At 60.2% G+C, this 25,008-nt stretch carries 27 protein-coding genes and 1 pseudogene; 18 read left to right on the top strand and 10 right to left on the bottom strand.

What is annotated here, in order from left to right:
• Nucleotides 1-178 precede the first annotated feature (178 nt).
• Nucleotides 179-1,867 (top strand): long-chain-fatty-acid--CoA ligase FadD2, encoded by a 1,689-nt coding sequence (gene fadD2, locus GV818_RS08365; RefSeq protein ID WP_161756091.1) that lies wholly within the window; start codon nt 179-181, stop codon nt 1,865-1,867.
• A 335-nt stretch (nt 1,868-2,202) separates the two neighbouring features.
• Entirely contained in the window at nt 2,203-3,894 is a 1,692-nt protein-coding gene (gene fadD1, locus GV818_RS08360; protein WP_161756090.1) for a long-chain-fatty-acid--CoA ligase FadD1, read from the top strand.
• Between the two features lie 67 nt (nt 3,895-3,961).
• Here the strand turns inward: fadD1 and GV818_RS08355 are convergent, their stop codons facing one another.
• The gene (locus GV818_RS08355) at nt 3,962-4,339 is read right to left on the bottom strand and encodes a hypothetical protein (protein ID WP_161756089.1); all 378 of its coding nucleotides are present in this window, start codon (nt 4,337-4,339) and stop codon (nt 3,962-3,964) included.
• A gap of 211 nt (nt 4,340-4,550) precedes the next feature.
• On the opposite strand from GV818_RS08355, the gene GV818_RS08350 reads away from it, so the two are divergent.
• From GV818_RS08350 to def, 3 genes are all read left to right on the top strand, one after another.
• Complete coding sequence (locus GV818_RS08350; protein ID WP_161756088.1) at nt 4,551-4,742, top strand: CsbD family protein; 192 nt, start codon at nt 4,551-4,553, stop codon at nt 4,740-4,742.
• A gap of 188 nt (nt 4,743-4,930) precedes the next feature.
• Nucleotides 4,931-5,875 (top strand): YihY/virulence factor BrkB family protein, encoded by a 945-nt coding sequence (locus GV818_RS08345; RefSeq protein ID WP_161756087.1) that lies wholly within the window; start codon nt 4,931-4,933, stop codon nt 5,873-5,875.
• A 2-nt stretch (nt 5,876-5,877) separates the two neighbouring features.
• Complete coding sequence (gene def, locus GV818_RS08340) at nt 5,878-6,417, top strand: peptide deformylase (protein WP_161776337.1); 540 nt, start codon at nt 5,878-5,880, stop codon at nt 6,415-6,417.
• A 12-nt stretch (nt 6,418-6,429) separates the two neighbouring features.
• Here def and GV818_RS08335 read toward each other — a convergent pair whose 3' ends face one another.
• Nucleotides 6,430-6,852, bottom strand: coding sequence for a GNAT family N-acetyltransferase (locus GV818_RS08335; protein WP_161756085.1), 423 nt, complete (start codon nt 6,850-6,852; stop codon nt 6,430-6,432).
• Nucleotides 6,853-7,177: 325 nt separating this feature from the next.
• Entirely contained in the window at nt 7,178-7,780 is a 603-nt protein-coding gene (gene gstA / locus GV818_RS08330) for a glutathione transferase GstA (RefSeq protein WP_161756203.1), read from the bottom strand.
• Nucleotides 7,781-7,877: 97 nt separating this feature from the next.
• Between gstA and GV818_RS08325 the strand changes: the two genes are divergently transcribed.
• The 3 genes and pseudogenes from GV818_RS08325 (at nt 7,878) to GV818_RS34965 (ending at nt 10,603) form a co-directional block, all read left to right on the top strand.
• Nucleotides 7,878-8,750, top strand: coding sequence for a LysR family transcriptional regulator (locus GV818_RS08325; protein ID WP_161756084.1), 873 nt, complete (start codon nt 7,878-7,880; stop codon nt 8,748-8,750).
• Nucleotides 8,751-9,283: 533 nt separating this feature from the next.
• Nucleotides 9,284-10,057: pseudogene (locus GV818_RS34970) on the top strand (PAS domain-containing protein); the annotation flags it as partial.
• A 6-nt stretch (nt 10,058-10,063) separates the two neighbouring features.
• A complete protein-coding gene (locus tag GV818_RS34965; RefSeq protein WP_372242079.1) occupies nt 10,064-10,603 on the top strand; it encodes a methyl-accepting chemotaxis protein in 540 nt (179 codons plus the stop codon).
• Nucleotides 10,604-10,663: 60 nt separating this feature from the next.
• Here the strand turns inward: GV818_RS34965 and GV818_RS08315 are convergent, their stop codons facing one another.
• The 4 genes from GV818_RS08315 to GV818_RS08300 all read right to left on the bottom strand — a co-directional run bounded on the left by GV818_RS08315 (nt 10,664) and on the right by GV818_RS08300 (nt 13,324).
• The gene (locus tag GV818_RS08315; RefSeq protein ID WP_161756082.1) at nt 10,664-11,170 is read right to left on the bottom strand and encodes a hypothetical protein; all 507 of its coding nucleotides are present in this window, start codon (nt 11,168-11,170) and stop codon (nt 10,664-10,666) included.
• A 209-nt stretch (nt 11,171-11,379) separates the two neighbouring features.
• Nucleotides 11,380-12,123 (bottom strand): NAD-dependent epimerase/dehydratase family protein, encoded by a 744-nt coding sequence (locus GV818_RS08310; RefSeq protein ID WP_161756081.1) that lies wholly within the window; start codon nt 12,121-12,123, stop codon nt 11,380-11,382.
• A 37-nt stretch (nt 12,124-12,160) separates the two neighbouring features.
• Nucleotides 12,161-12,793: a glutathione S-transferase family protein gene (locus tag GV818_RS08305; protein WP_161756080.1), complete on the bottom strand. Its 633-nt coding sequence runs from the start codon at nt 12,791-12,793 to the stop codon at nt 12,161-12,163.
• Nucleotides 12,794-12,892: 99 nt separating this feature from the next.
• Nucleotides 12,893-13,324, bottom strand: a complete 432-nt coding sequence (locus GV818_RS08300) for a PACE efflux transporter (protein WP_161756079.1) — start codon at nt 13,322-13,324, stop codon at nt 12,893-12,895.
• A gap of 123 nt (nt 13,325-13,447) precedes the next feature.
• Between GV818_RS08300 and GV818_RS08295 the strand changes: the two genes are divergently transcribed.
• The gene (locus tag GV818_RS08295; RefSeq protein WP_161776336.1) at nt 13,448-14,362 is read left to right on the top strand and encodes a LysR family transcriptional regulator; all 915 of its coding nucleotides are present in this window, start codon (nt 13,448-13,450) and stop codon (nt 14,360-14,362) included.
• Nucleotides 14,363-14,366: 4 nt separating this feature from the next.
• Here GV818_RS08295 and GV818_RS08290 read toward each other — a convergent pair whose 3' ends face one another.
• Nucleotides 14,367-15,296: a LysR family transcriptional regulator gene (locus tag GV818_RS08290; protein WP_161776335.1), complete on the bottom strand. Its 930-nt coding sequence runs from the start codon at nt 15,294-15,296 to the stop codon at nt 14,367-14,369.
• A gap of 66 nt (nt 15,297-15,362) precedes the next feature.
• Here GV818_RS08290 and GV818_RS08285 point away from each other — a divergent pair, with 66 nt between their 5' ends.
• Complete coding sequence (locus GV818_RS08285) at nt 15,363-15,983, top strand: LysE family transporter (protein ID WP_161776334.1); 621 nt, start codon at nt 15,363-15,365, stop codon at nt 15,981-15,983.
• Nucleotides 15,984-15,989: 6 nt separating this feature from the next.
• Here GV818_RS08285 and GV818_RS08280 read toward each other — a convergent pair whose 3' ends face one another.
• Nucleotides 15,990-17,021, bottom strand: a complete 1,032-nt coding sequence (locus tag GV818_RS08280; protein ID WP_161756202.1) for a LacI family DNA-binding transcriptional regulator — start codon at nt 17,019-17,021, stop codon at nt 15,990-15,992.
• A gap of 216 nt (nt 17,022-17,237) precedes the next feature.
• Between GV818_RS08280 and GV818_RS08275 the strand changes: the two genes are divergently transcribed.
• Nucleotides 17,238-17,771: a gluconokinase gene (locus tag GV818_RS08275; RefSeq protein WP_161756075.1), complete on the top strand. Its 534-nt coding sequence runs from the start codon at nt 17,238-17,240 to the stop codon at nt 17,769-17,771.
• Nucleotides 17,772-17,857: 86 nt separating this feature from the next.
• On the top strand, nt 17,858-19,210 hold the full coding sequence (locus GV818_RS08270) for a GntP family permease (RefSeq protein WP_161756074.1): 1,353 nt from the start codon (nt 17,858-17,860) through the stop codon (nt 19,208-19,210).
• A 127-nt stretch (nt 19,211-19,337) separates the two neighbouring features.
• Here GV818_RS08270 and alaC read toward each other — a convergent pair whose 3' ends face one another.
• Nucleotides 19,338-20,552 (bottom strand): alanine transaminase, encoded by a 1,215-nt coding sequence (gene alaC, locus GV818_RS08265; RefSeq protein WP_161776333.1) that lies wholly within the window; start codon nt 20,550-20,552, stop codon nt 19,338-19,340.
• 280 nt (nt 20,553-20,832) lie between these two features.
• Here alaC and GV818_RS08260 point away from each other — a divergent pair, with 280 nt between their 5' ends.
• The 6 genes from GV818_RS08260 to kdpC all read left to right on the top strand — a co-directional run bounded on the left by GV818_RS08260 (nt 20,833) and on the right by kdpC (nt 24,996).
• Nucleotides 20,833-21,495: a LysE family translocator gene (locus GV818_RS08260; RefSeq protein ID WP_161756072.1), complete on the top strand. Its 663-nt coding sequence runs from the start codon at nt 20,833-20,835 to the stop codon at nt 21,493-21,495.
• Between the two features lie 69 nt (nt 21,496-21,564).
• The gene (locus tag GV818_RS08255; RefSeq protein ID WP_161756071.1) at nt 21,565-22,053 is read left to right on the top strand and encodes a GyrI-like domain-containing protein; all 489 of its coding nucleotides are present in this window, start codon (nt 21,565-21,567) and stop codon (nt 22,051-22,053) included.
• Nucleotides 22,054-22,330: 277 nt separating this feature from the next.
• On the top strand, nt 22,331-22,429 hold the full coding sequence (kdpF, locus tag GV818_RS08250) for a K(+)-transporting ATPase subunit F (RefSeq protein ID WP_161776332.1): 99 nt from the start codon (nt 22,331-22,333) through the stop codon (nt 22,427-22,429).
• Nucleotides 22,430-22,454: 25 nt separating this feature from the next.
• Entirely contained in the window at nt 22,455-22,583 is a 129-nt protein-coding gene (locus GV818_RS34385; RefSeq protein ID WP_256667455.1) for a hypothetical protein, read from the top strand.
• Between the two features lie 13 nt (nt 22,584-22,596).
• On the top strand, nt 22,597-24,303 hold the full coding sequence (gene kdpA / locus GV818_RS08245) for a potassium-transporting ATPase subunit KdpA (protein WP_161756069.1): 1,707 nt from the start codon (nt 22,597-22,599) through the stop codon (nt 24,301-24,303).
• A 9-nt stretch (nt 24,304-24,312) separates the two neighbouring features.
• Nucleotides 24,313-24,996 carry a potassium-transporting ATPase subunit KdpC gene (gene kdpC, locus GV818_RS08240; protein ID WP_161776331.1) on the top strand — a complete coding sequence of 228 codons (684 nt, stop codon included), beginning with the start codon at nt 24,313-24,315 and terminating at the stop codon, nt 24,994-24,996.
• Nucleotides 24,997-25,008 lie beyond the last annotated feature (12 nt).

The raw sequence follows: 25,008 nt of genomic DNA, 5'->3' as shown, positions 1-25,008 counted from the left end.
GCGCATCGGTGCGTGCACGTCTGATTCGCAGGTCGGTTGGACACTAGATTCACAAAATTAATGACACACTTACGCATATTTGCCTGCGCCGCCATAGCTGCTAACGTCCGTGGAGCCCCGCCGCTGGCAGCGTTACAGAGGCGGCCCGGATCGTTCAGGTATTGAGAGGACAAGAATAATGCAACCTGATTTCTGGAATGATAAGCGCCCCGCCGGCGTCCCCAATGAGATCGACCTGGGGGCCTACAAGTCGGTGATCGAGGTGTTTGAGCGTTCCTGCAAGAAATTCGCCGATCGCCCGGCCTTCAGCAACATGGGGGTGACCCTCACCTACGCCGAGCTGGAACGCTACAGTGCGGCTTTCGCCGGTTACCTGCAAAGCCGTACCGATCTGGTTCCGGGGGATCGTATCGCGGTGCAGATGCCCAACGTCCTGCAATACCCGATCGCGGTATTCGGCGCCCTGCGGGCCGGCCTGGTAGTGGTTAACACCAATCCGCTGTACACCGCGCGGGAGATGCGTCATCAGTTCAAGGACTCCGGGGTCCGGGCTCTGGTCTACCTGAACATTTTCGGGCAGAAGGTCCAGGAAGTGCTGGGGGATACCCAGATCCAGTTCCTGATCGAGGCCAAGATGGGCGACCTGATGCCCACCGCCAAGGGTTGGCTGGTCAATACGGTGGTGGACAAGATCAAGAAGATGGTGCCGGCCTACCACCTGCCCCAGGCCATTTCCTTCAAGAGCGCTTTGCGCCTGGGGCGTGGCCAGGGGATCAAGCCGCTGCAGGTGGGGCTGGAAGATGTCGCTGTGCTGCAATACACCGGCGGCACTACTGGCCTGGCCAAGGGCGCGATGCTGACTCACGGCAATCTGGTGGCCAACATGCAGCAAGCCCGCGCCTGCCTCGGCCAGCATGGGCCTGACGGTCAGACCCAATGGCGTGAAGGCCAGGAAGTGATGATTGCGCCGTTGCCGCTTTACCATATCTATGCTTTCACCGCGAACTGCATGTGCATGATGGTCACCGGCAACCACAACATACTGATAACCAACCCGCGGGATATCGGTGGTTTCATCAAGGAGCTGAAGAACTGGCGTTTTTCGGCCCTGCTGGGGCTCAACACGCTGTTCGTGGCGCTGATGGATCATCCGGACTTCAAGCACCTGGATTTCTCCAACCTCAAGCTGACCAACTCCGGAGGCACGGCTCTGGTCAAGGCCACGGCTGAGCGCTGGCAGAAACTCACCGGATGCCGGATCACCGAAGGCTACGGCCTCACCGAAACCTCGCCGGTAGCCTGTACCAATCCGTATGGCGACCGATCGCGCCTGGGCACCGTTGGCTTGCCGGTGCCGGGCACTACCTTGAAGGTCATCAATGACGAGGGAGTGGAGCAGCCTCTGGGCGAGCGCGGAGAGTTGTGCATCAAGGGACCGCAGATCATGAAGGGCTACTGGAACAACTCCGAGGCCACAGCAGAAGTGCTGGATGCCGAGGGCTGGTTCAAGTCCGGTGATATTGCGGTGATCGACCCGGACGGTTTCGTGCGCATCGTCGATCGCAAGAAGGACATGATCATCGTCTCGGGTTTCAACGTGTATCCGAACGAGATCGAGGACGTGGTCATGGCTCACCCGAAGGTCGCCAACTGCGCGGTGATCGGGGTGCCGGACGAGCGCTCCGGCGAGGCGGTGAAGCTGTTTGTCGTGCCCCGTGAAACAGGGGTCAGCCTTGAAGAGCTCAAGGCCTACTGCAAGGAGAATTTCACCGGCTACAAAGTGCCCAAGCACATTGTCCTGCGTGACTCTTTGCCAATGACGCCGGTGGGCAAGATCCTGCGTCGCGAGTTGCGCGACATCGCCTGATCCCTGGCGTCTTACCTCGAGGGCAAGCCGGTTGTGCAACGGCTGCCCACGATTCCTCTGGAGGGCGCAAAGCCCCGGGCCAGAGCGGAAATCAAGGCTATAGATTTTTTACTCTAAAAATGACCATTAAATGGTCTTGAGTCATTTATGTGACTATTCAGGTCTTTTTTGGCTCTAGGCGGCTTTTTCCAAAGCTGCTACTCTCGGCGCGCTTTGTGACTTCTCGGCCTAGGTAAAGTCAGACTCGCCGACAAAAGACACTAATAAAAAACACAGACAAATAATAATCGCATCAAATGCGATGATGAATTCGCGTTGCTGAGGAGTGGGCTTCCATGATCGAAGACTTTTGGAAGGATAAGTACCCAGCTGGGATTGCTGCCGATATCAATCCAGACGAGTATCCGAATATTCAGGCGGTGTTGAAGCAGTCCTGCCAACGTTTCGCTAACAAACCGGCCTTTAGCAACCTCGGCAAGACAATCACCTACGGTGAGCTGTATGAACTGTCGGGAGCCTTTGCCGCGTACCTGCAACAGCATACCGATTTGCAGCCCGGTGATCGAATCGCGTTGCAGCTGCCCAACCTCCTGCAATATCCGATCGCAGTATTCGGTGCGATTCGCGCCGGCCTGATCGTGGTCAACACCAACCCGCTGTACACCGCGCGGGAAATGGAGCACCAGTTCAATGATTCCGGGGCCAAGGCCTTGGTCTGTCTGGCCAACATGGCCCATCTGGCAGAGGCCGTAGTGCCCAAGACCGGGGTCAAGCACGTGATCGTCACCGAAGTGGCGGACCTCTTGCCACCGCTCAAGCGCCTGCTGATCAACAGTGTGGTCAAGTACGTGAAGAAGATGGTGCCGGCCTATCACTTGCCCCAGGCCGTCAAATTCAATGACGTACTGAGCAAGGGCCGTGGCCAGCCGGTGCAGGAAGCCAACCCTGCCAGTGGCGATGTGGCGGTGCTGCAATACACCGGCGGTACGACCGGGGTGGCCAAGGGCGCGATGCTGACCCACCGCAACCTGGTGGCCAACATGCTGCAGTGCAAGGCGCTGATGGGCTCCAATCTCAATGAAGGTTGCGAGATCCTCATCACCCCGCTGCCGCTGTACCACATCTATGCGTTCACCTTCCATTGCATGGCCATCATGCTCATGGGCAACCACAACATCCTGATCAGCAATCCGCGGGACCTGCCGGCGATGGTCAAGGAGCTGTCGAAGTGGAAGTTCAGCGGTTTTGTCGGCCTCAATACCCTGTTCGTCGCCCTGTGCAATAGCGAAGCCTTCCGCAAGCTGGACTTCTCTGCGCTGAAAGTCACGTTGTCCGGTGGCATGGCCTTGCAACTGGCGGCCGCCGAGCGTTGGAAATCGGTGACCAACTGCCCGATCTGTGAAGGTTACGGCATGACCGAGACCAGCCCGGTGGCCACGGTCAACCCGATCCAGAACATCCAGATCGGCACCATCGGCATTCCGGTGCCTTCGACCCTGTGCCGGGTGATCAACGACGCGGGCGACGAATTGCCCCTGGGTGAAGTCGGCGAGTTGTGCGTCAAGGGCCCGCAAGTGATGAAGGGCTACTGGCAGCGCCAGGACGCCACCGATGAAGTCCTCAGTAGCGAAGGCTGGCTGAAGACCGGTGACATCGCCCTGATCCAGCCGGATGGCTACATCCGTGTCGTCGATCGCAAGAAAGACATGATCCTGGTCTCTGGTTTCAACGTGTATCCCAACGAACTGGAAGACGTGCTGGTCTCGCTGCCGGGCGTTCTGCAGTGCGCGGCGATCGGCATACCGGACGAGAAGTCCGGCGAGACCATCAAGATCTTCATCGTGGTCAAGCCGGGGGTGACCCTGACCAAGGAGCAGGTGATGCAGCACATGCGGGCTAACGTCACTGGCTACAAGGTGCCCAAGGCGGTGGAGTTCCGCGATGCGCTGCCGACCACCAACGTTGGCAAGATCCTGCGCCGCGAACTTCGTGACGAAGAGCTGAAGAAACTTGGCCTGAAGAAGTAGACGTCAGTGCCCCAAAAAAGCCCCGCCAATGCGGGGCTTTTTTATTGCGGTGTAGCCTGCGTGGGTCTTACTGCTGGAACTGCGCGAAGCTCACGCCAGTGCCGGCCGGGCGTACGTCCTTGAGAAAGGAGTCCTTGTCGGCGCTCAGTTCCAGACTCAGGGCCGCCTTGCGCTTGCCTTCATTGCGCACCACCAGGCCTTCGGTTTTTTCCCGCAGGAATACGGTCGGCACTTTCAGGTGCAGCAACTGGTCGGTGTCCGGGGTGTGCAGCAGCAGGTGCACCCACTCGTACTGACCAATGGCCAGGCGGGTCACCAGGATATCGAACCACCAGATATTGCGGTTGCGGTTCAGCTCCGCGAAATGGCAGTTGTTGACGCCCAGCACCGCACCACCCAGTTCCTGGTTTCTACGGGCGATGGCCTGCTTTTTATCGAGTTTCATAACATTCCTACGGGGATTGGATCTTCAGTGCTTGGCCTGAACAGGTCGAGCATTCTCCCGGGTTGCCCGGCAAACATAAAGCCTAACCTCGGGTCTGCGATGAAATGCCGGGCGAAAATAATTGAAACTCTGCGCGATGACCGCGAGTCAACCTTGGGTAACGACGCAAACCCCCTTTGTTCGATCAATGAATGTTCTACGGAGAAATACCATGGGCAGCACAGCGGATAAGGCAAAAGGTCTGGCTAACGAAGCCATCGGTAACATCAAGCAGGGTATTGGCAAAGCGACCGACAACAGCAAGCTGCAGGCTGAAGGCAAGCTGCAGGAGAAAAAAGGCGAAGCCCAGCAAGCAGTGGGCAAAGCCAAGGATGCGGTGAAAAAAACCATCGACAAGGCCTGAACACGCCGCGATCGTTGACGCACCAAAGCGGCCATCCATGGATGGCCGTTTTCATGTGCAGGTTCCGGTTTAACCTGGGCGATCAATCAATGGAATTGTTTGCAGTTCGCCAACTAAGCTAATTTGTTGTAGAAAACGGCCTCTGAGTCGCCATCGACTTCAACCTTTTTGCGGCGAAAGGAGACGCTATGATTTTTCCGGACCTCAAGGGGTTGCCCCTGCACCGTGTGCTGATACGCACGGTCAATGAGTTCATTGCGGACGAAATGTCCACCTATGCTTCGGCTCTGGCCTACCAGATGCTGTTTTCGTTGTTCCCCTTCATCCTGTTTCTCATCGCCCTGATCGGCTTCCTGCACTTGCCGGATTTCTTTACCTGGCTGCGCCTGCAATCGGAGCTGGTGCTGCCGCCAGAGGCGCTGGAGCAGGTGAATCCGGTGATCGACCAATTGCAGCAGTCCAAGGGCGGATTGTTGTCGGTGGGTATCGTCATCGCTCTGTGGACCGCCTCGGCGGGTGTGCGGCTGATGATGAGTGCGATGAACGCGGCCTACGACGTGGTCGAGGGGCGGCCGATCTGGAAGCGTTTCCCGCTGTCGATCTTCTACACCGTGGGCATTGCCGGCATGCTTCTGGCCGCTGCGGCGTTGATGGTTCTGGGGCCGCAGGTCATGACCTGGCTGGCGGGGCAGGTGGGCCTGGAAGAGTTCATCGTCACCCTGTGGACTATCCTGCGCTGGCCGGTGATTGTGCTGCTGATGATGGTAGCGGTGGCCCTGATGTATTACGTGATGCCCGATGTGAAGCAGAAATTCCGCTTTATCACCCCGGGTTCGGTGTTGGCGGTGGTGGTGTGGATCGTTGCCTCGCTGGGCTTTGCCTACTACGTGAAAACCTTCTCTAACTACAACGCCATGTATGGCAGTATCGGCGCGATCATTGTGCTGTTGCTGTATTTCTATATCTCCTCTGCGGTGCTGTTGCTGGGGGCGGAGATGAACGCGGTGATCGAACACATGTCGGCCGAAGGCAAGGACCCTGGCGAAAAGGGCGTTGACGAGCACGACGAAAAACAACACGTTTCGGGACTGGGCCGGGACCACTCGCTCAAGCCGACCACTGACGAAGCCTGAACATGATTCGTGAAATCCTCAAAATGGGCGATGAACGCCTGCTGCGCATCGCCCCTGCGGTTGCGCCCGAGATGTTCGACAGCCCGGAGTTGTGGCAACTGATCGACGATATGTTCCAGACCATGGAAAGCGTCGGAGGGGTGGGGCTGGCGGCGCCGCAGATTGGCGTCGACCTGCAGTTGGTGATCTTCGGCTTCGAGCACAGCGAGCGTTATCCGGAGGCCGAAGCGGTGCCTCAGACCATCCTGATCAATCCGCTGATCACCCCGTTGAGTCCGGTGCTGGAAGAGGGCTGGGAGGGCTGTCTATCGGTCCCTGGCCTGCGGGGCGCGGTGCCGCGCTATCAACACATTCGCTACGAAGGCTTCGACCCCAGGGGCGAGCCTATCGTGCGTGGGGCCTCGGGCTTCCATGCGCGGGTGGTGCAGCATGAGTGCGATCACCTGATTGGCCGGCTGTATCCGTCACGGATCAGTGATTTCAGCAAATTCGGTTTCACCGAGGTGTTGTTTCCCGAGCTTGATCCCAACGCTGACGAGTAAGGCGGCACATCATTACTCCTGAGGGCGGCTTTCGGTACTCATGGCCAGTAGCGGTTTATTGCGACGGTAGCGCGCCAGTCGCTCGCCCAGTGCCCGCGGCAACTGGGTGGCGGTAGAGAAGCTCATGCGTTGATACAAAGTTTCCAGATCAGGGTGACAGAACAGCCAGACTGGCCCTTCGATCTCCTTCAGCGCCTGCTCTACCAACTGCGCGGCCAGCCCTTGGCCACGGCTTGCCGGAGCGACGAACAAACCCGTCAGCCAATGCCCATGTTCCACCGGGGCCAGGCTCATTCCGGCAATGATCTCGGTGTCCCTGACCACCCAAAGTTGACCCTTGGCCGAGGCCCGCATGGATGACTGATGCTGGCGATAGAATTTGTCCAGCAAGGGGCGCGAGGCTTCGGCGAGTAGGCTGATCTGGAGGCTGGACATGGGTTTCCGGGGTTGGCAACAGGGAGCGGCGGATTATAAAGGAACCTCGGATGGTTATAGGTGCTATACCTGAAGACTATCCCGTAACAGTGGAGTGAGGCTCATGTCCAAAGGTATGAACGCGAAGAAGAATGCCAAGAAGAAGCCGGCAAAGAGCGCAGACGAGAAACGCGCCGAGAAAAAGGCCAAGAAAACCGAAGTGAACATCTTCGGCCACTGATCACTTTGACGAAGCCCGCCATGCGGGCTTCGTTTTATCCGCTCTGCAGTGGCCGTCAGGCGCTCTGCTTGTACCCGCATCGACTCTCAGTTTTTCATTCCGGGCCTAAGCCATCTCCAGCGCCAGCGCCTCTCGTACCGCCGGCCGTTGCTCTATCCGGGCCTGAAATCTCACCAGTGCCGGCCAGGTCGCAAGGTTGATGGCAAACATCGGTGTCCAGCGCAGCACGGTGAAGAGATAGGCATCGGCAACACCGAACTCTGCGCCTTGCAGATAGTCCTGGCGCTCCAGGGTCTGTTCCAGCATGGCAAAACGCTTGAACAGCTTCTGCCGGAATATCTCCTTCACGTTGTCGTCGAAGCCCGGGTTGAACAGCCAGCCCATGGTTCCGTGAACTTCGCTGGTGATGAAGTTCAGGGTTTCCTGCAACCGTACCCGTTGCCAGCTGCCATTGGTCGCCGCCAGCCCGGCCTCGGGCTTGAGGTCGGCAAGGTATTGCAGGATCGCCGGGCCTTCGGTGAGCACTTCGCCATTGTCCAGTTGCAGGGCTGCCACGTAGCCCTTGGGGTTGATGCTGAGGAAATCCTGACCGTCGGCGGTACGTTTGCTGCGGTTGTCGACACGGATCGCCTGGAATGGCAGTTGCAGTTCCCGCAGTACGATATGAGAGGCCAGGGAACAGGCTTGAGGGGCGTAGTAGAGTTTCATCGGCAGGTCTCTGGTGAGGGTTCGAGCCAGTGTCGGGGATGGCGCCAGCATGGGTAAAATTAATCTTTCAGAAAGCACCATAAGGATAGCTACTGCCATGATGAACCTGATGCATTGGCGCCTGTTGGTAGCGATTGCCGAGTGCGGCACCATCACCCGCGCCGCCGAGCAGGTAGGCATGACCCAGTCCGGGGCCAGCCAGGCGCTGGCGCAGATGGAGGGCATGCTCGGTGTGCAGTTGTTCATTCGCGAAAGCCGACAGGCGTTGCCCACGGCAGTCGGCTTGCAGGTATTGGAACAGGCACAGGTGATGCTCGGCGCCCTGGCACAGGTCCACCGGCAGGTGGACGCCGCTCGCGGGATGCTTCAGGGCAGTTTGCGTCTGGCAGGGTTCCCCATGGTCCTGGCTAAGTTCCTGCCGCCTTTGCTGCAGCGCTTCAAGCAGATGTACCCGGGAATCGAGGTGGTGCAGTTGGAGGTCAGCGACGATGAGGTTGAAGCCCTGCTCGATGCGCAACTGGTGGATCTGGGCGTGGTACTCAATCCGACACCAGGGCGCCGTTCGTGGTTGTTGGGGCGCGATTCATGGGTGGCGGTGTTGCCTCAGGAACACCTTTGGCAGGCTCCGACCATCGACCTTGAGACCTTGCTGGCGCAGCCCTTCATCCTGGCCACCGGCGGCTGTTCAGTGAACGCCCGAAGTCTGGCTGCCGAAGCCGGCATGCAGCTGGCAGACGTGCGGATCGAAGTACGCGAGTGGAACAGCGCCTTCAGCCTGGTACGTGAACGGCTGGGAGTGACCCTGGTGCCCCAGAGCACCTTGCCGGAGCAGCGCCAGGGGTTGCGGGTCTTGCCGTTGACTGCAGTGATCGAGCGCGAGTTTGCCCTGGTGCCGGCCCGGGGGGGGGAGGTCAATGGGCTGGTTCAGGCCTTTCTGGCAACCCTTAGCGAACTTTCGTACAGAACCTAGCGCGGGCCGCCAAAAGGTCCGGTGATAAGCAATATTTATGTCTTATTTGATACTTATCGCGAATGCATTCCAACACCCTGGAAGTTGTGAAAACGGACTGACTAGTGGCCTTGCATAGAGTCTGCGGCTGTCTATGCTCAGTTGTGAAATTCATATCAATTGGCCTGTTGGTATCTGCCCGTGATGTTTCGGCAGTTTTAATCGGCGTTTGTGCAATCTTCATCCCGAGGAAGATTGAGATCGTGAATAAAGGCGAGAGTGCGCAACTAGAGGCATCGCAATATTAGGAGCATTTAATTAGATGGAATTTCTTGGTTTTGTTAGGTTCGACCCGGTAGCGGGTCATCAAGAAAAGGATGGCTTGATAAGAGCGTTGCAACAAGGGCTCTCCGATTAAACATCATTTATCACCTGACACTTCCTCTCTCATATGGAGGGAGGCGCTTGCACTGTTTTATGGAACGTTGTGGTGGATCAGTTGAACGACTAGGAACTTCCGTCAATTAAAAGACAGCGTTGAAGGTGATACAACCATGTTTAACCTACATCACAAGGCTGACCTGCTGGAGATCGAGCGATTCAATTGTGCGCTGAGCGAGGCCAACGCCAAATTGGCAGCGATCAGTGCTTCCATGGCGATGATCGAGTTCTCTCCTGACGGCATCGTGCTCGATGCCAATGAGAATTTTTGCCTGACCATGGGCTATTCGGCTGACGAGGTACGCGGCAAGCACCACCGGATTTTCTGCGAGGAAGAGTTTTATCGCAGCGAGGAGTACACCAAGCTATGGCGTGACCTGTCCCGGGGGGAGCCCATCAGCGGTACCTTCCTGCGGCTGAACAAGCGCGGTGAGGAGATCTGGCTCGAGGCCAGCTACATGCCGGTGTTCGATGCCAATCGCCAGGTCAGGAGTGTGATCAAGGTGGCCTCGGACATCTCCAGGCGCGTTCATGTTGAACACGAGAACCAGAGCCTGCTGAACGCTATTGGGCGCTCGATGGCGATCATCGAATTCAGTCCGGATGGCAGGATCATTAACGCCAACGACAACTTCCTCAAGACCATGCAGTACTCCCTCAATGAAATTGTCGGCCAGCACCACAGCATGTTCTGTCACCGCGCTGAGGCCGAGTCTTCCGAGTACAAGCAATTCTGGGCTTCGTTGAACCGGGGCGAATATCACTCCCACCGTTTCGAACGGGAGAACAAATACGGTCAGACCGTGTTCCTGGAGGCTTCCTACAACCCGTTGTTCGACGCTAAGGGCCGTCTGTACAAGGTGGTCAAGTTCGCCAGTGATATCACCCAGCAGATGACTACCTTGCAGTCCGCCGCCGATTCTGCCCACAGCACGTCGGTGCAAAACGACGCCTGTGCGCAGAAGGGTTCGGAGGTGGTACAGCAGACGGTGCAGATCATCGAGCAGATTTCCAATGACCTCAATGAAGCAGCGCGCAGCATCGATGCGGTGAGCAAGCAGTCGGAGATCATTGGCAGCATCGTCCAGACCATCCGCGGGATTGCCGATCAGACCAACCTGCTGGCGCTCAACGCCGCTATCGAGGCAGCCCGGGCCGGGGAGCACGGACGAGGGTTCGCGGTGGTGGCGGACGAGGTGCGTAGCCTGGCCGCGCGGACCAGTCAGGCGACGGTGGAAATCGTCGAAGTAGTGCGCAAGAACCACGACCTGTCCATGAGCGCGGTCACCAGCATGCAGTCAAGCCTGAGTCGTACCGGGCTGGGGGTCGAGTTGGCCAATGAGGCGGGGGAGGTGATCCTGGAGATCCAGCAGGGTTCGCGGCATGTGGTGGATGCCATCAGCCAGTTCAACTCGACTTTGCAGTTGCAGTAGCGGCTGCAGGCCAGGCACAAAAAAGGGTTCCCGTTGGGAACCCTTTTTCGTGGAGCCCGATTACAACGAGGCGAGGAACTTCTCGTCGATCGGTTTTGCGCTGTCCTTGATCTCTTTCGCTTCTTTGGCCAACTGCATCTTGTCCTGCAGGCGCTGGGCGATTTCCTGGTTGATCGCCAACTGCCGTTCTGGAGGCATGCTCTTCAGGTCCTCTTCGGTCAGGCCCAGTTCTTTCAGGATGCTGTCGCGCAGCCTCTGCTCGGGAGTCTTGCTCATGTAGTCCTTGAACTCACCCAAGGCACCCGTTTCCGTAGCGCTGTTGGCCTGCGCAGTGCTGGCGGTCGGTGGAGTGGCCTGGAGCAGGACGCGGGTCTTGGCAAAAGCTGCGTTGACGTTGTCGTCCACGCTATTGGCTTGCTGGCTTGGCTGGGACGCTGGATAGGTCACAGAGTTCTGGGCCTGCTGCAGCATGCCGCTGTACAGCGCACTGGCTGCAGCAGTGGTCGGGTCCATATCGGTGCGCGAGGTGGGCTGCACCGCAATGGATTTCTGGGCGTTGACCAACATGATAGGGAACCTGTGTTAGGGATCTAGGGTGATGATTTAGCAAATTCCATGCCGATAATAGAAGCCTTTTAAATCAAGGCGTTAGTGGATGGATTCAGGCCGGGCTGCCAGTAAGCGGACAAGTGTTGCCGCTTTCTGGCAAATGTAGCCCGGGGGGGCGGTCAAGCGTGCGCAATATCTTCCAGAGTGAGGCAGACGCCCCTGCTGGCTCAGTAAGTGATGGGAATGCCGAAGTCTTCCTGGAAGGCATCGTCCACCGGCTCATACCCGAGGACCCGAGTGGTCTCGCTGAGGTCCAGGCGCTTGAAACGGTTGTTGGAGATGCCATGGCCGATCAGGTAGTGCACCCCTGGGGTTTCCACCGCCCGTTGCAACAATTGCAAGGCGTCTCGTGGGCTTAGCCAGGCGCTCAGGTCGCGGGTGGTGGTCAGTTCGTGGTGCTGCGGGTCCTCGAATGCGCCAATGCGCAGGGCGATGCAGGACAGCCCGCGTCTGGCGGCATAAAAGGCGCACAGCGCTTCGCCGTAGCACTTGCTCACGCCGTACAGGTTGGCCGGCATCACCGGCATGCCCGGGGTGATCTGTCGGTCCACCGGATAGCCTTCGATGGTCTGCGCGCTGCTGGCAAATACCAGTCGCCGGCAACCGGCATTCACTGCGGCTTCGAACAGGTAGGTGGTGGCGAGGATATTGTTGGGCAGCAGTTCGTCGAACCCGGCGCTGGCGTGGGGAATGCCGGCCAGGTGCACGATGACATCGATCCCCGGCAGCAGGCGGCTGATGGCCTGCTGATCGTCGAGGTCCAGGCGCACAAAGCGATGGGGGGCGGGGATCTCGAAGTCTGGTTCGATGCGGTCGGTGAGGGTGAAGCGGTAGCGCTCCTGGGAGCCCTGGAAAAACATTTTGCCGATCCTGCCGCAGGCGCCGGTCAGTAGTACGTTGAGTCCATCCATGTCGAATCTCCGGTGGGCTGAAAAAGTGCTAGTCAGGTTAGGGCGTGCCATTGCGTCCGTGCAGAAGAAACCCCGGACGCTGGCTGAGGCGCTCGTAGTATTGGGCTACGGCGGGAAAGTTCGGGTGCTCCATGGGCGTCATCTTCCAGCGATTGACCGAGAGGCCAAGGACGATATCCGCCAGAGTGAAGGTTGCTCCGAGGGCATAGGCCCCAGAGTTTTCAAGCTGCTGTTCGAGAATCGCCATCTTGGCGTTCCAGGCCAGGAGGCTGGCACCGATACGCCGATCGTCCTGGTAATCCGGATGCTCGCGCACCAGGCCCATGAAGGCGTAGCTCCAGGCCGGATTGAGTTCGGTGGCCTGCCAGTCCATCCACTGTTCCACCAGGGCTCGGGCCCGCGGGGCAATGGGCAGCAGGCCGCTGCCGGGATGCAGATTGCTCAGGTAGCGGCAGATGCTGTTGGATTCCCACAGGACGCCGGCGTCATCGATCAGCACCGGGACCTGGGCATTGGGGTTGAGGGCAAGAAACTCGGAACTGTGGGTCGACTGGAAGCCGTTGCCCCAGTCTTCCTGCTGGTAGCAAAGCCCCAGCTCCTCACAGGTCCATAGGACTTTCCTGACGTTGATGGACGAGGCTTTACCGAGAATTCTGCAGGGGGTTCCCATGACGCTTCCTTGTTCGTGGCACCGGTGGCCATGGGAATCTATCAGCGTGGCGGGCCCTCGGCGACGGTCAATTTGCCTCCAGGCATGTTTTGCCTTGGCTCAGACCGGGTCGGGCAGGGCCGAGGCCGGCAGGCCGAAGACCCGGTCGAACAGCCAGTTGAAGGCGAAGGTGTAGCAGGGGATGAACAGGATCAGCGCCAGGTCCAGGAGAAACGCCTGCACCAGGCTGATGTGCATCCACCAGGCAATCAGCGGGATCAGGAACACGATCAGCGTCAGTTGAAATCCCACGGCATGGGCGATGCGCCGCTTGACGGTGCGGGTGCGTGATGGCTGGCGGCTTTCCCAGCGCTCGAACAGCGTGGTGTAGATGAAATTCCAGGACACCGCGATGCTGGTGATGACCACGGCCAGTGGGCCGGTGCTGCTGGGGGAGGTGCCGGACAGCAGGGCCAGGCCCAGGGCCGAGAAGGTCATACCGAACACTTCGAATAGGGCCACATAGACCAGTTTGCGTTTCACGCCTTGCATGGAGGTTCCTCGGTATTGAAGGTGGATGGCCAGTACCTGACTGGCGAGGGGCGCAGAAGATAGCTTCAATATGAGTGATAGAAAAAGTCAGTAGCTTTCAGTTTTTCTGATAGGTTGGTGCCCATGAATTTTTCCAGCGACAGCATCCAGTTGTTTCTTGCCGTGCTTGAGCGCGGTTCCTTTTCGGCCGCCGCCCGCTCCTTGGGCAAGGTGCCTTCAGCCGTGAGCATGGGCATCGCCAACCTGGAGGCCGAGTTGGGGTATGCGTTGTTCGATCGCAGCCATCGGGAGCCGGTGCCTACACCACTGGCCCTGTCCCTGGCGCCGCATGCACGGTTGATCGCCGACCAGCTCAAGCAGTTGCAGGTGCACGCCATCGAGCTGTCCCTGGGGCTGGAGAGCAAGCTGTCGATCGCAGTGGTGGACGACATCGACAAGCAGCGGGTGCTGGCGGCAATCAAGCTGATTGCCGAGCGTTATCCGCTGCTGGAAGTGGAGGTACTCAGTGCTCCTCAAGATGATGTGCTGCAGTTGTTGCACAGTGGCCGAGTCAGTGTCGGCGTGGCCTTTGCTGGCCTGAGCGTCAATGCCCTGGAATATTTCCAGTACATCGGCAGCGAGCGGGTCATTGCCTGCATCTCGCCTCGACATCCGTTGTGTCTGGCCGGCGATGGTTCGCTGTACCTGGAGGAGTTGATCAGGGTCCGCCAAGTGGTCGTGGCCAGCCGCGACCTGCCCATCAGCGATACCCGGCCGCTGGTGGGGGAGTCTTTGTGGCGCACCGACAGCCTGGCAATGGCTCAGCACATGGTGGAGGCAGGCATCGGCTGGGGCAATTTCCCGTTATCAGTGATTCAGCCCTTGCTGACGGCGGGGCGCTTGCAGCGTCTGAAGTTCAAGAACATCGATAACGGCCTGGTGCTGCCGGTGCATGCGGTGTGGCTAAAGCAGCAGGCGTTGCAGAAGGGCGCCCTGGCCCTGGTGCAGTTGCTCAGTGGTGAGGACCCGGCGCTGGGAGCGGCCAGCCCAACCGTGTAAGGCGTTATTCCAGGGCTTGCTCACGCAACCAGTGGAGCATTTGTCCGGCCGCAGAGTCCTCGCTGATTGCCTGAGGTGCGAGCAGGTAATAGGCGCTGCCATCGGCGAGAAAACCAAAAGGCGCGCACAGCAGGCCGTTGGCCAGATCGTCCCGCACCAGTTGCCACGGCGCGATGGCCAACCCCAGGCCCGCCACTGCTGCTTGCAGGCTGAAGTAGAAGTGTTCGAAAACTTGCTCCTGCGGCGCCGGATCACCCGGTATCTGCTTGAGTTTGAGCCACTGCTCCCAGGCTTGTGGCCGGGTGGCACTGTGCAGGCGTGGCGCCTGGGCGCTCAGGTGAGGCTGGTCGTGTTGCTGCGGTGTCCAGTTGGCTTGTTGCTGCGGGCGGCAGACCGGGCCTATGGCTTCGTCGAACAGCCAGTTGGCCTGGGTGTCGGCGCTCCAGGCAAAGTCGTTGCGCCGGATCGCCAGGTCAATGCCCGCATTGAACGAGAAGGGGCCACCCCCGGCCACCAGTTGAATCGACACCTCGGGGTGGGCGGCATGAAAGCTCGGCATCCGCGGGATCAGCCAGCGCATCATCAGGGTTGGCTCACAGGACAGCACCAGTAGCGCCTTGGGCTTGGGCGCCCGCAGGCGGCTGGCAGTGCTTTCTATCAAGTCCAGAGCGTGGGTCACGCCGTGCAGCAACTCGGCGCCGGCGGCGGTGAGAAACACCCGGTGGCTACGGCGTTCGAATAGCACCGTGCCCAAGTCTTCTTCCAGGGCGCGTACGGCGCGGCTGATGGCGCCATGGGTCAGGTGCAGGGCAGCGCCGGCTTTAGTGAAGCTTTCCAGGCGGGCCGCCGCTTCAAAGCAGCGCAGGGCGCTCAAGGGCGGCAAGCGTCGCGCTAATGTCTGTGAGTTTTTATCACCGTGATTGTCAGTTTTCATCGTTGGCTGTCCAGGTGCAGATCCACATAAAGTAGCGCCTTATTCTATAACCAAGGCGTATCTGATGTGACTGAACTGTTAGTGGTAATCACCATCACCGTTCTCGCGGTGCTCAGCCCCGGGGCCGACTTTGCCCTGGTTACGCGCAACAGCCTGATGCTCTCGCGCCGTCACGGCGTGCTGACCGCGCTGGGTATCGGGCTTGGGGTCATGTTGCATATCGGCTACAGCCTGCTGGGTGTGGGCGTGCTGTTGCAGCAGTCGGCGTTGTGGTTCAGCGGGTTGAAGATGGCCGGGGCGATCTACCTGGTCTACCTGGGCATCAAGCTGTTGCGCAGCCCTGCACAAGGCTCGGGGGAGGTGCGGCCGTCCGGGGGCGAGATGTCGTCCTGGGCCGCTTTGCGCAGTGGCTTTCTGACCAACGCATTGAATCCCAAGACGATGATTTTCATCCTCAGCCTGTTCATGCAGGTGATCCAGCCGGGCACGGGGTTGGCGGTGCAGATCGGCTATGGCGCGATCATCGTCCTGGCTCATGTGCTGTGGTTTGTGATGGTGGCACGTTTTTTTTCGGCCCCGGCCATCGCCAGTCGCCTGATGAGTTACAGGCGCCGAATCGATCAACTGTTCGGCGCCGTACTGGTGGGTTTTGGCCTGTTGCTCAGTGCTTTGAGCGTGGGACCTTGAAACGTCTCAGGTGCTTTCCCGAACCCGCAGTTCGAAGCCCATGTCCACCACCGGCTCGGCCACGCTGTTGCCGGCCAGCAGGGTCAGCATCTGTTCCGCTGCGCGGCGGCCGATGGCTTCTCGTGGCGTGCTGATGCTGCTCAGGCGCGGCACCATGTGCTCCGAGGAAGGCAGGTCGTTGAAGCCCAGTACTGCCACTTGTTGCGGGACCTTGATCCCGCAGCGCATGGCTTCCAGCAATGCTCCTTGGGCCAGGTCGTCGTTGCCGAAGAAAATCGCATCGACCTGAGGCTGGCTTTGCATCAGTTGCAGGAACAGTTCTGCCCCCAGTCCTACGGATGATGGGCGCGGGGTCAGCAGCTCCAGGTCGGGGTTGTAGAGCCCCGCCTGCTGCAGGGCACGGCGGAAACCTTCGCCGCGCAGCAGGGTGCGCTGGTCCAGTTGCGCACCGACGTAGGCCAGGTGTTTGCGCCCACGAGAAATCAGGTGCTGGGCGGCGGTCTCCCCGGCATTCAACTGCGAGAAACCGACGCAATTGAGCCCGGCACCGGAGTCCAGGTCCATCATGTAGACGCAGGGAATGTTGTTCGCCTCGATCATCCGCCGGGAACTCTCGGTGCGGTCGAAGCCGGTCAGCAGCAACCCCCGGGGCTGGTAGGTCATGTAGTTGCGCAGCAGGTTTTCTTCTTCGTCCCGGGAATAGTGGTAGTTGCCGATCAGCACTTCGAAACCCTTGGGTCGCAGCACCTGGTGAATGGCCTCCAGGGTTTCGATGAACAGCAGGTTCGACAGCGACGGCACCAGTACCACCACCGATTGGCTCTGGGCCGAGGCCAGGGCGCGGGCAGCGGAATTGACCACATAGTTCAGCTCCAGTGCCGCCTGCTGCACCTTTTCCACCAGCTCGGTGGCCACGCTGCTGATGCCGCGCAAGGCCCGGGAGGCAGTGATCGGGCTGACACCGGCCAGGCGTGCCACTTCGTTGAGGGTCGGGCGACCCGTGGTGCGGGTATTTTTATCGTTCTTTTGGGTGGTCATCAGACGGCTTGCCAAACAAAATTCAAGTCACTAAGGTAGCGCTGTCCTGAAACAGCTGCAATGCGTGAGCGAGGTGTGCCTGACCCTCGCTCTTTGGTTTGACGGACTATATACGCGGCAACCCACAAAAATGACAAGAAGGCGTCGGCAGACACTGTTTTTGTACTAGGGTTTTCAACTAGCGAAGGTAGCGCTGTCTGCGCGCTGAGGTGTTACATGAGTCAACCCATCACCGCCCTGGTCATCATGGGTGTTGCCGGCTGCGGCAAGTCCAGCGTCAGCCAGGCCCTGTGCCTGCGCAGCGGCGCCACGGCCATTGAAGGCGATACGTTCCATCCTGCTGCGAACATCGCCAAGATGAGTGCCGGAATTCCCCTCGACGACGACGACCGCGCCGGCTGGCTCGACAGCCTGTGCGATGAATTGCGTCGTACCCTGGCTGCCGGCGAGCGCCCAGTGCTGACCTGCTCGGCCTTGAAGCGCAAATATCGCGAGCGCCTGCGCGCGGCGACGCCTGGCCTGGGCTTCATTTTTCTCGAACTGACGCCGGCAGTCGCCGCCGACCGTGTGGCTCATCGGCCGGGGCACTTCATGCCTTCGACGCTGATCGACAGTCAGTTCGCCACCCTTGAATCCCCCGTGGGGGAGCCGCTCACCCTGGCGCTGGATGCCAGTACCCTGAGCGTCCAGCGCCTGGCCGAACTGGCCAACCAATGGTGGCTGGAGAATGGCCTTGAAACTTCACATTAAGTGCTGGCTGGAAAAAGGTAGCGCTATCCCACTCGGCCCTTGTTTTTAACGCTTTAATAAAAACAACAAACCGGAGGCAACCCCCCATGTTTGGCATGTCCCAAGAGACCTTTCTGCTGGTTGATGCAGTGGTCACTATCATCGGGCTGATCGTCTTGATCACCCGTTTCAAGCTGCATCCCTTCATTGCGCTGACCATTGCTGCAGGCTTTCTTGGCCTGACTTCGGGTATGCCGGTGGACAAGATCCTCAAGGCGTTCCAGGACGGCTTCGGCGGGGTGCTGGGTTTTGTCGGCATCATCCTGGCCCTGGGCACCATGCTCGGCAAGATGATGGCCGAGTCCGGCGGCGCCGATCAGATCGCGCAGACGCTGATTCGCTCGTTCGGTAAAGAGCGCGTGCAATGGGCGATGATGTTCGCCGCGTTCCTGGTGGGTATCCCGCTGTTCTTCGAAATCGGCTTCGTGTTGCTGATCCCGCTGGTGTTCATCGTTGCCCGGCGCACCGGTGTCTCGATCATCAAGATTGGTATCCCGCTGCTGGCCGGCCTGTCGGCGGTGCACGGCCTGGTGCCGCCGCACCCGGGGCCATTGCTGGCCATCGGGGTGTTTGGCGCGGATATCGGCAAGACCATTCTTTATGGTCTGATCGTTGCCTTGCCGACCGCGATCATTGCCGGTCCGATCTACGGCACCTTTATCGCCAAATACATTCCGGGCCACCCGTCCCAGGAACTGGTCGACCAGTTGGCGCGGGAAAATGAAAACACCAACCTGCCAAGCTTCAGCGTGACGCTGGTCACCGTGTTGCTGCCGGTGTTCCTGATGCTGCTCAAGACCTTTGCCGATGTGATGCTGCCGGACGGCCACTTCTTCCGCATCTGGATGGACATGATCGGTCACCCGATCAGTGCGCTGTTGCTGGCCTTGCTGCTGTCGCTCTACACCTTCGGTCACAAGCAAGGCATCGGTTCCAAGCAGATCCTCAAGCTGTTGGATGCGAGCCTGGCGCCTACTGCCGCGATCATCCTGATCATCGGTGCCGGCGGCGGCTTCAAGCAGATGCTGGTGAACAGCGGCGTGGGTGATGTGATCGGCCACATGGCGGTCAATGCACAGATCTCGCCGATCCTCCTGGCGTGGTTGGTGGCGGCGGTGATCCGTATCGCCACCGGTTCGGCCACCGTGGCTACCATCACCGGTGCTGGCATCGTGGTGCCGGTGGTGGGGATGATCCCGGGGGTCAATCGCGAGCTGCTGGTGCTGGCCACCGGCGCCGGTTCGCTGATCCTGTCCCACGTCAACGACGCGGGTTTCTGGCTGGTGAAGCAGTACTTCAACATGACCGTGGCCGAGACGTTCAAGACCTGGACCGCGATGGAGACCATCCTCTCGGTAGTGGGCCTGATCTTCATCCTGTTGCTGTCGCTGGTGGTCTGAAGCATTTCGTCGGCCAGCCAGTTGCTACAGGCTTCCATTGCCTTTTGTAGGACTGGCTGATCAACGAAAGACCGGTACGCCGGGCACAAAAAAACCGCATCGCTGCGGTTTTTTTGTGGCTGATGGTTTATCCGTTTTTCGGCACCAGGCCATCGGCGCGGAACATGCCGCGGATGCCACGCACGGCCTGACGGATCCGGTCCTGGTTCTCGATCAGGGCAAAGCGCACATGATCGTCGCCGTATTCGCCGAAACCCACACCCGGAGAAACACAGACCTTGGCTTCGGCCAACAGCTTCTTGGCAAACTCCAGGGAGCCCAGGTGCGCATAGGCCTCGGGGATCTTCGCCCAGACGTACATCGAAGCCTTGGGGTTCTCTACCATCCAGCCCAGTTCATGCAGGCCCTTGACCAGCACATTGCGCCGCTGCCGGTATTGCTCGGCAATGTCTTTCACGCACTGTTGATCGCCTTCCAGCGCGGCAATCGCCGCCACCTGCAACGGGGTGAAGGTGCCGTAGTCGTGGTAGCTCTTGATCCGCGCCAGGGCGTTGACCAGCTCCGGGTTGCCGACCATGAAACCGATGCGCCAGCCGGCCATGTTGTAGCTCTTGGACAGGGTGAAGAACTCCACCGCGATGTCTTTCGCTCCCGGTACCTGCATGATCGACGGGGCTTTCCAGCCGTCGTAGACGATGTCGGCGTAGGCCAGGTCGTGGATCACCAGCACGTCGTACTGCTTGGCCAGAGCGATCACTCGCTCGAAGAAGTCCAGCTCCACGCACTGCGCGGTGGGGTTGGACGGGAAGCCGAGGATCATCATCTTCGGCTTGGGGATCGAGCCGCGAATGGCCCGCTCCAGTTCGGCGAAGAAATCCACTCCGGGCACCAGCGGTACCGAGCGCACCTGGGCGCCGGCAATCACTGCGCCGTAGATGTGGATCGGGTAGCTGGGGTTGGGCACCAGCACCGTGTCGCCCTGGTCCAGGGTGGCGAGCATCAAGTGCGCCAGGCCTTCCTTGGAACCAATGGTGACGATGGCTTCGCTTTCCGGGTCGATGTCGACCTCGTAGCGGTCCTTGTACCAACGGGAAATCGCCCGGCGCAGCCGTGGAATTCCTTTGGAGGTGGAGTAGCCGTGAGTGTCTTCGCGCTGGGCGACGGTGACCAGTTTCTCGACGATATGCGGCGGCGTGGGACCGTCGGGGTTACCCATGCTCAAGTCGATGATGTCTTCGCCGCGCCGACGCGCAGCCATCTTCAGCTCGGCAGTGATATTGAAAACGTAGGGGGGGAGTCGATCAATGCGCGCAAAGCGGCGCGGCGAACCTTGTTCGGCCATTGTTGCCTCGAAAAGACGTAAGCGCCCGGAACCGTCCGAGCGACGTTGGCCACTGCGGTGGCCTGCGGGGCAGACGATAAGGGCCGCAGCGGCGGCTTGTCCAGAGGGCTGGGAAATTATTTTCAGCGTGCCGGGGCGATTTGCGAAGGCGCGGGGTTTGCCGCTATAACGTGCACGCTTTTTGCCTGCAATGGCCGCGCCCGACGTTTGCCTGATCCGTTTAAGCGGGTTGATCGCCAGTCGGCACCTCTTCGAACAACAGCGTCAAACGGGATGAATGATGGAGTTTACCAGCGGCTTCTTGCTGAGCCTTTCACTGTGCCTGGACATCGGCGTGGCCAATATCGCGATGATTACCCTGGCCATGCAGCGCGGCTATTTCCAGGGTTTCTGCCTGGGGCTCGGGACCTGTGTCGGTGACCTGATCTATGCGTTGCTGGCCCTGGCCGGAATGACCGTATTGCTGCAGTACGAAAGTGTGCGCTGGGTACTGTGGATCGGCGGTTCGGCGCTGCTGGTGTACTTTGCGGCGAAGATGATCTACGCCGCTATCCATCACAGCGCGGTGCTGGCCGAGGCCGCTGAGGCGGACAACGGTTCGCCGCGCCGGGAATTCTTCCGCGGGATTTTCCTGGCCATGTCGTCCCCCAGCGCAATCCTCTGGTTCGCCGCGGTGGGCGGCACGCTGATTGCCCGATCCGGGGGCAGCACGATTGCCGACTCCGGACTCTTCCTTGCCGGCTTCTTCTGTGCCGGGCTGGTCTGGACCATGGGCCTGTGCCTGGCCGCGACCCAGGGTGGCAAGCTTTTGGGAGACAAGCTGTTGCGCTATTCCTACCTGGCATCTGCGGCGATCTTCTGCTATTTCGCGGTGTACGTGATTCTGTCCGGCTACCAGGAGTTTATCGTTGGTGCCGGGGTCGCAGACCTTCCGGCGCTCTGATCCTGGCCTGGCTGATTGGCTTCTATACTTGCAGCCGAACCCATCTATTCAGCGGCAGGAGTGGCATTCATGGATGAGCAAAAACAGGGCGCAGGTCCAGAACCACGCTTCGAAAGGGAGCGTTTTTTGCTGATCGCAGGTTTTAGCGAGCGATTTACTCCGGCGACTCTCCAAGACATCGGCCAGTTGTGGCAACGCTTCATTCCCCATATCGGCAAAGTGCCGGGGCAGGTCGATGAGGTGACCTACGGCATCTGCTGCAATCCTGATGGCCAGGGCGGGTTCGAGTACATCGCCGGGGTCGAGATCAGCAAGCTCGACGACCTGCCCGAGCGTTATCGCTGGATCGAAATGCAGCCGCAGCACTATGCGGTGTTCGAGCATGGGGGCTCGTTGCAGGACTTGCCCCGGACCTTCGACTACATCTGGACAACCTGGCTGCCTCAGTCCGGCCGCGAGGCCGTTGATGCGCCGGGGTTCGAACGCTACAGCGCCGACTTCAATCCGGACACCGGTGCCGGTGTACTGGAGATCTGGCTGCCGCTGAAAAGTGCCTGAGGCGTTCGGGGGCGCTGGCCCGCCCCCGACACCCCGCTGCGGCACCATCCCTCTCTGAGCTCCCCGCTGCATCAATCTATACGCCGTCTTAATACCGCCCCCCGCAATCAGTGTCCGACCTTGATACGCCCTCACCTAACCTGCGTGGCGCAGAGGAGCGCGGGGATTTGCCGTCCACGCCTCCCTGCCGGGGCCCGTTCACGGGCGCCCTGACCGGTTGCGTCCGGGCCGCGAGCTGCGGTTGCGGCGCCGCCTCAATGGATTAAGGGGAGCTGCCTTGCTGACACTGGAATTCATCTACGGCGCCAGCGGCCTTTGCGCCGTGCTGCTGTTTGCCTACCTGGGTTACGCGTTGATTCGTGCCGAGAAATTCTGATGAGCGCACTCAGCGTTTCCCAAGCATGTTCATTTGCCCGTCCGGGCTTTATCGAGAAAGGAAACCAGCCATGTACGACCTGATCTTCGTGGGCCTGTCCCTGGGGTTCTTTGTACTGACGGCCCTGGTCATCGTCGCCATGGGCAAGATTTGAGCGGAGCATCGACATGTTGAGTACTGTGCTGGAATACGCGGTGATCCTCGGGGTAATGACCGGGCTCGCCGTGCTCATGGGCAAATGGCTGACCCGGGTCTTCAGTGGCCATGGGCATGCCTTGCCGGAGCGGGCCACCTACCGCCTGCTGGGGATCGACCCCGGCGAAACCATGGGCTGGGCCCGTTATGGCTCGGCGCTGTTGCTGTCCAACGCGGCGATGATGCTCCTGGGCTACCTGATACTGCGCCTGCAGGGCATGACGCCCCTCAACCCCCTGGGGCTGGCGGCGCAAACCCCGGACCTGGCGTTCAACACCGCCGCGTCCTTTATCACCAACACCAACTGGCAGGCCTATTCCGGGGAAAGCAGCCTGTCGAACTTCAGCCAGATGGCGGTGATCACCTTCTTGATGTTCGTCGGTGCTACCGCCGGAGTGGTGGCGGCCGCCGGCTTCATTCGTGGCCTGAGCCGCTCCAACTCAGCGGATATCGGCAACTACTGGGTAGACTTCACCCGCACCCTGTACCGGGTGATGCTGCCGCTGTGCCTGCTGATGGCCCTGGTCTATGTCTGGCAGGGCATGCCCCAGACCCTCAACTCCCAGGTCCTGGCTACCACCCTGGAAGGTGCCCAGCAGCAGTTGATCGTTGGCGCAGTGGCGAGCTTCGAATCGATCAAGCACATCGGCACCAACGGCGGTGGCTTCTTCAGCATGAACGCGGCCCATCCGTTCGAGAACCCGACGCCGCTGACCAACGTCCTGCACATTCTCAGCATGTTGCTGATCCCTTCGGCATTGACCTACACCTTCGGCAGCATGCTGCTGCGCCGGCGTCAGGGCTGGGTGTTCTTCGGCACCTTCCTGGTGATGTTCGTCGGCTTCCTGGCCATCGTCTTCACCGCGGAGCAGGGCGGTAATCCGCTGTTGACCCAGGCGGGCGCCGACCAGCAACTGTCGGCGACCCAGAGCGGCGGCAACATGGAAGGCAAGGAGCTGCGTTTCGGCATCGCCGACACTGCGCTGTTCGTTACCACCACCACTGGCGCCACCACCGGTTCGGTGAACGCCATGCATGACTCGCTGACCCCCATGGGCGGTTTCGTGCCCCTGGCGCAGATGATGCTCAACTGCGTGTTCGGTGGTGATGGCGTGGGCTTTATCAACCTGATCCAGTACGCCCTGCTGACGGTGTTCCTGGTGGGCATGATGATCGGCCGCAGCCCGGAGTTTCTCGGCAAGAAGATCGAGGCCCGGGAGATCAAGCTGGTGATGCTCTCGGTGCTGGCGCACCCCATCTGCATCCTCGGCTTCACCGCCTTGGCAGCCCTGTGGCCGGACACGCTGAACAGCCTCAACAACCTCGGGCCCCACGGGTTCAGCGAGGTGCTCTACGCCTACGCCTCGGGCACCGCGAACAACGGTTCGGCGTTCGCCGGCCTGAATGCCAACACGCCGTTCTTCAACACCACCATCGGTCTGGCGATGCTCATGGGGCGCTTCTTCACCATGCTGCCGATGCTGGCCGTGGCCGGTTCCCTGGCGGCGAAAAAGAACATTCCGGCCGGCGCCGGCACCATTCCCACCGCGACTCCGCTGTTCATGTTCCTGGTGGTGTTCGTGGTGCTGGTGGTCGGTGGCCTGACGTTCCTGCCGGCGCTCGCGCTCGGCCCACTGGTCGAGCAACTGCAGTTGCTGGCCGGCCAGACCTACAAGTAAGGGGTTGTGATGACTACGCAAATGCAAACCCAAGGCACCACCTCGGTGCTGTTCAAGGGCCTGTTGCGCCCGGTGCTGGTGGCGGCGGTGTTCTTCATGCTGCTGACCGGGCTGGCCTATCCGCTGGCGGCCACCTTGTTGGCCAACCTGCTGTTTCCGTTCCAGGCACAGGGCAGCCTGGTAGAGCGTGACGGCTTGGTGGTGGGATCACGGCTGATCGGCCAGGGGTTCACCCGGCCGGAGTATTTCCAGGGCCGCCCGAGCATGACCCTCGGCAGCGATCCGCTGGACCCGAGCAAGAGCGTGCCCCAGCCCTACAACGCCGGGGCCAGTGGCGCCAGCAACCTGGGGCCCACCAGCCAGAAGCTGCTGGACAGTGTGGCGGCGCGTGTCGCCGCCTACCGCCAGCTCAATGGTCTGGCGGCGGACACTCCGGTACCGGTGGACGCAGTGACCGCCTCGGCCTCAGGCCTGGACCCGCACATTTCCCTGGCCAACGCCCAGTTGCAACTGAGCCGGGTCGCCCGCCTGAGGCAGGTGCCCCTGGTCGATCTGGAGGCGCTGCTGCAGGACCACAGCGAAAGCCGCACCTTCGGCCTGCTGGGCGAGCCCCGGGTCAATGTGCTGCAACTGAACCTCGCGCTGGATGCCCTGGCACCCGTGCATTCCTCGCCGCTTGCGGCCAGTGAGTAAGAGACAGCGACC

The sequence above is a fragment of the Pseudomonas sp. Fl4BN1 genome, assembly GCF_009908285.1.
GTDB lineage: Bacteria > Pseudomonadota > Gammaproteobacteria > Pseudomonadales > Pseudomonadaceae > Aquipseudomonas.
This window is presented reverse-complemented; position numbering and strand designations above follow the sequence as displayed.

Coding starts and splice junctions, on each gene's coding strand:
- kdpA (WP_161756069.1), top strand. CDS start 22,597: ATGTTGAGTACTGTGCTGGAATACGCGGTGATCCTCGGGGTAATGACC.
- GV818_RS08275 (WP_161756075.1), top strand. CDS start 17,238: ATGAGTCAACCCATCACCGCCCTGGTCATCATGGGTGTTGCCGGCTGC.
- gstA (WP_161756203.1), bottom strand. CDS start 7,780: ATGAAACTCTACTACGCCCCTCAAGCCTGTTCCCTGGCCTCTCATATC.
- GV818_RS08300 (WP_161756079.1), bottom strand. CDS start 13,324: ATGCAAGGCGTGAAACGCAAACTGGTCTATGTGGCCCTATTCGAAGTG.
- GV818_RS08310 (WP_161756081.1), bottom strand. CDS start 12,123: ATGGATGGACTCAACGTACTACTGACCGGCGCCTGCGGCAGGATCGGC.
- GV818_RS08305 (WP_161756080.1), bottom strand. CDS start 12,793: ATGGGAACCCCCTGCAGAATTCTCGGTAAAGCCTCGTCCATCAACGTC.
- GV818_RS08345 (WP_161756087.1), top strand. CDS start 4,931: ATGATTTTTCCGGACCTCAAGGGGTTGCCCCTGCACCGTGTGCTGATA.
- fadD2 (WP_161756091.1), top strand. CDS start 179: ATGCAACCTGATTTCTGGAATGATAAGCGCCCCGCCGGCGTCCCCAAT.
- kdpC (WP_161776331.1), top strand. CDS start 24,313: ATGACTACGCAAATGCAAACCCAAGGCACCACCTCGGTGCTGTTCAAG.
- GV818_RS34385 (WP_256667455.1), top strand. CDS start 22,455: ATGTTCATTTGCCCGTCCGGGCTTTATCGAGAAAGGAAACCAGCCATG.
- alaC (WP_161776333.1), bottom strand. CDS start 20,552: ATGGCCGAACAAGGTTCGCCGCGCCGCTTTGCGCGCATTGATCGACTC.
- fadD1 (WP_161756090.1), top strand. CDS start 2,203: ATGATCGAAGACTTTTGGAAGGATAAGTACCCAGCTGGGATTGCTGCC.
- GV818_RS08290 (WP_161776335.1), bottom strand. CDS start 15,296: ATGAAAACTGACAATCACGGTGATAAAAACTCACAGACATTAGCGCGA.
- GV818_RS08255 (WP_161756071.1), top strand. CDS start 21,565: ATGGATGAGCAAAAACAGGGCGCAGGTCCAGAACCACGCTTCGAAAGG.
- GV818_RS34965 (WP_372242079.1), top strand. CDS start 10,064: ATGACTACCTTGCAGTCCGCCGCCGATTCTGCCCACAGCACGTCGGTG.
- GV818_RS08355 (WP_161756089.1), bottom strand. CDS start 4,339: ATGAAACTCGATAAAAAGCAGGCCATCGCCCGTAGAAACCAGGAACTG.
- GV818_RS08325 (WP_161756084.1), top strand. CDS start 7,878: ATGATGAACCTGATGCATTGGCGCCTGTTGGTAGCGATTGCCGAGTGC.
- GV818_RS08295 (WP_161776336.1), top strand. CDS start 13,448: ATGAATTTTTCCAGCGACAGCATCCAGTTGTTTCTTGCCGTGCTTGAG.
- GV818_RS08350 (WP_161756088.1), top strand. CDS start 4,551: ATGGGCAGCACAGCGGATAAGGCAAAAGGTCTGGCTAACGAAGCCATC.
- def (WP_161776337.1), top strand. CDS start 5,878: ATGATTCGTGAAATCCTCAAAATGGGCGATGAACGCCTGCTGCGCATC.
- GV818_RS08270 (WP_161756074.1), top strand. CDS start 17,858: ATGTTTGGCATGTCCCAAGAGACCTTTCTGCTGGTTGATGCAGTGGTC.
- GV818_RS08280 (WP_161756202.1), bottom strand. CDS start 17,021: ATGACCACCCAAAAGAACGATAAAAATACCCGCACCACGGGTCGCCCG.
- GV818_RS08260 (WP_161756072.1), top strand. CDS start 20,833: ATGGAGTTTACCAGCGGCTTCTTGCTGAGCCTTTCACTGTGCCTGGAC.
- GV818_RS08315 (WP_161756082.1), bottom strand. CDS start 11,170: ATGTTGGTCAACGCCCAGAAATCCATTGCGGTGCAGCCCACCTCGCGC.
- GV818_RS08335 (WP_161756085.1), bottom strand. CDS start 6,852: ATGTCCAGCCTCCAGATCAGCCTACTCGCCGAAGCCTCGCGCCCCTTG.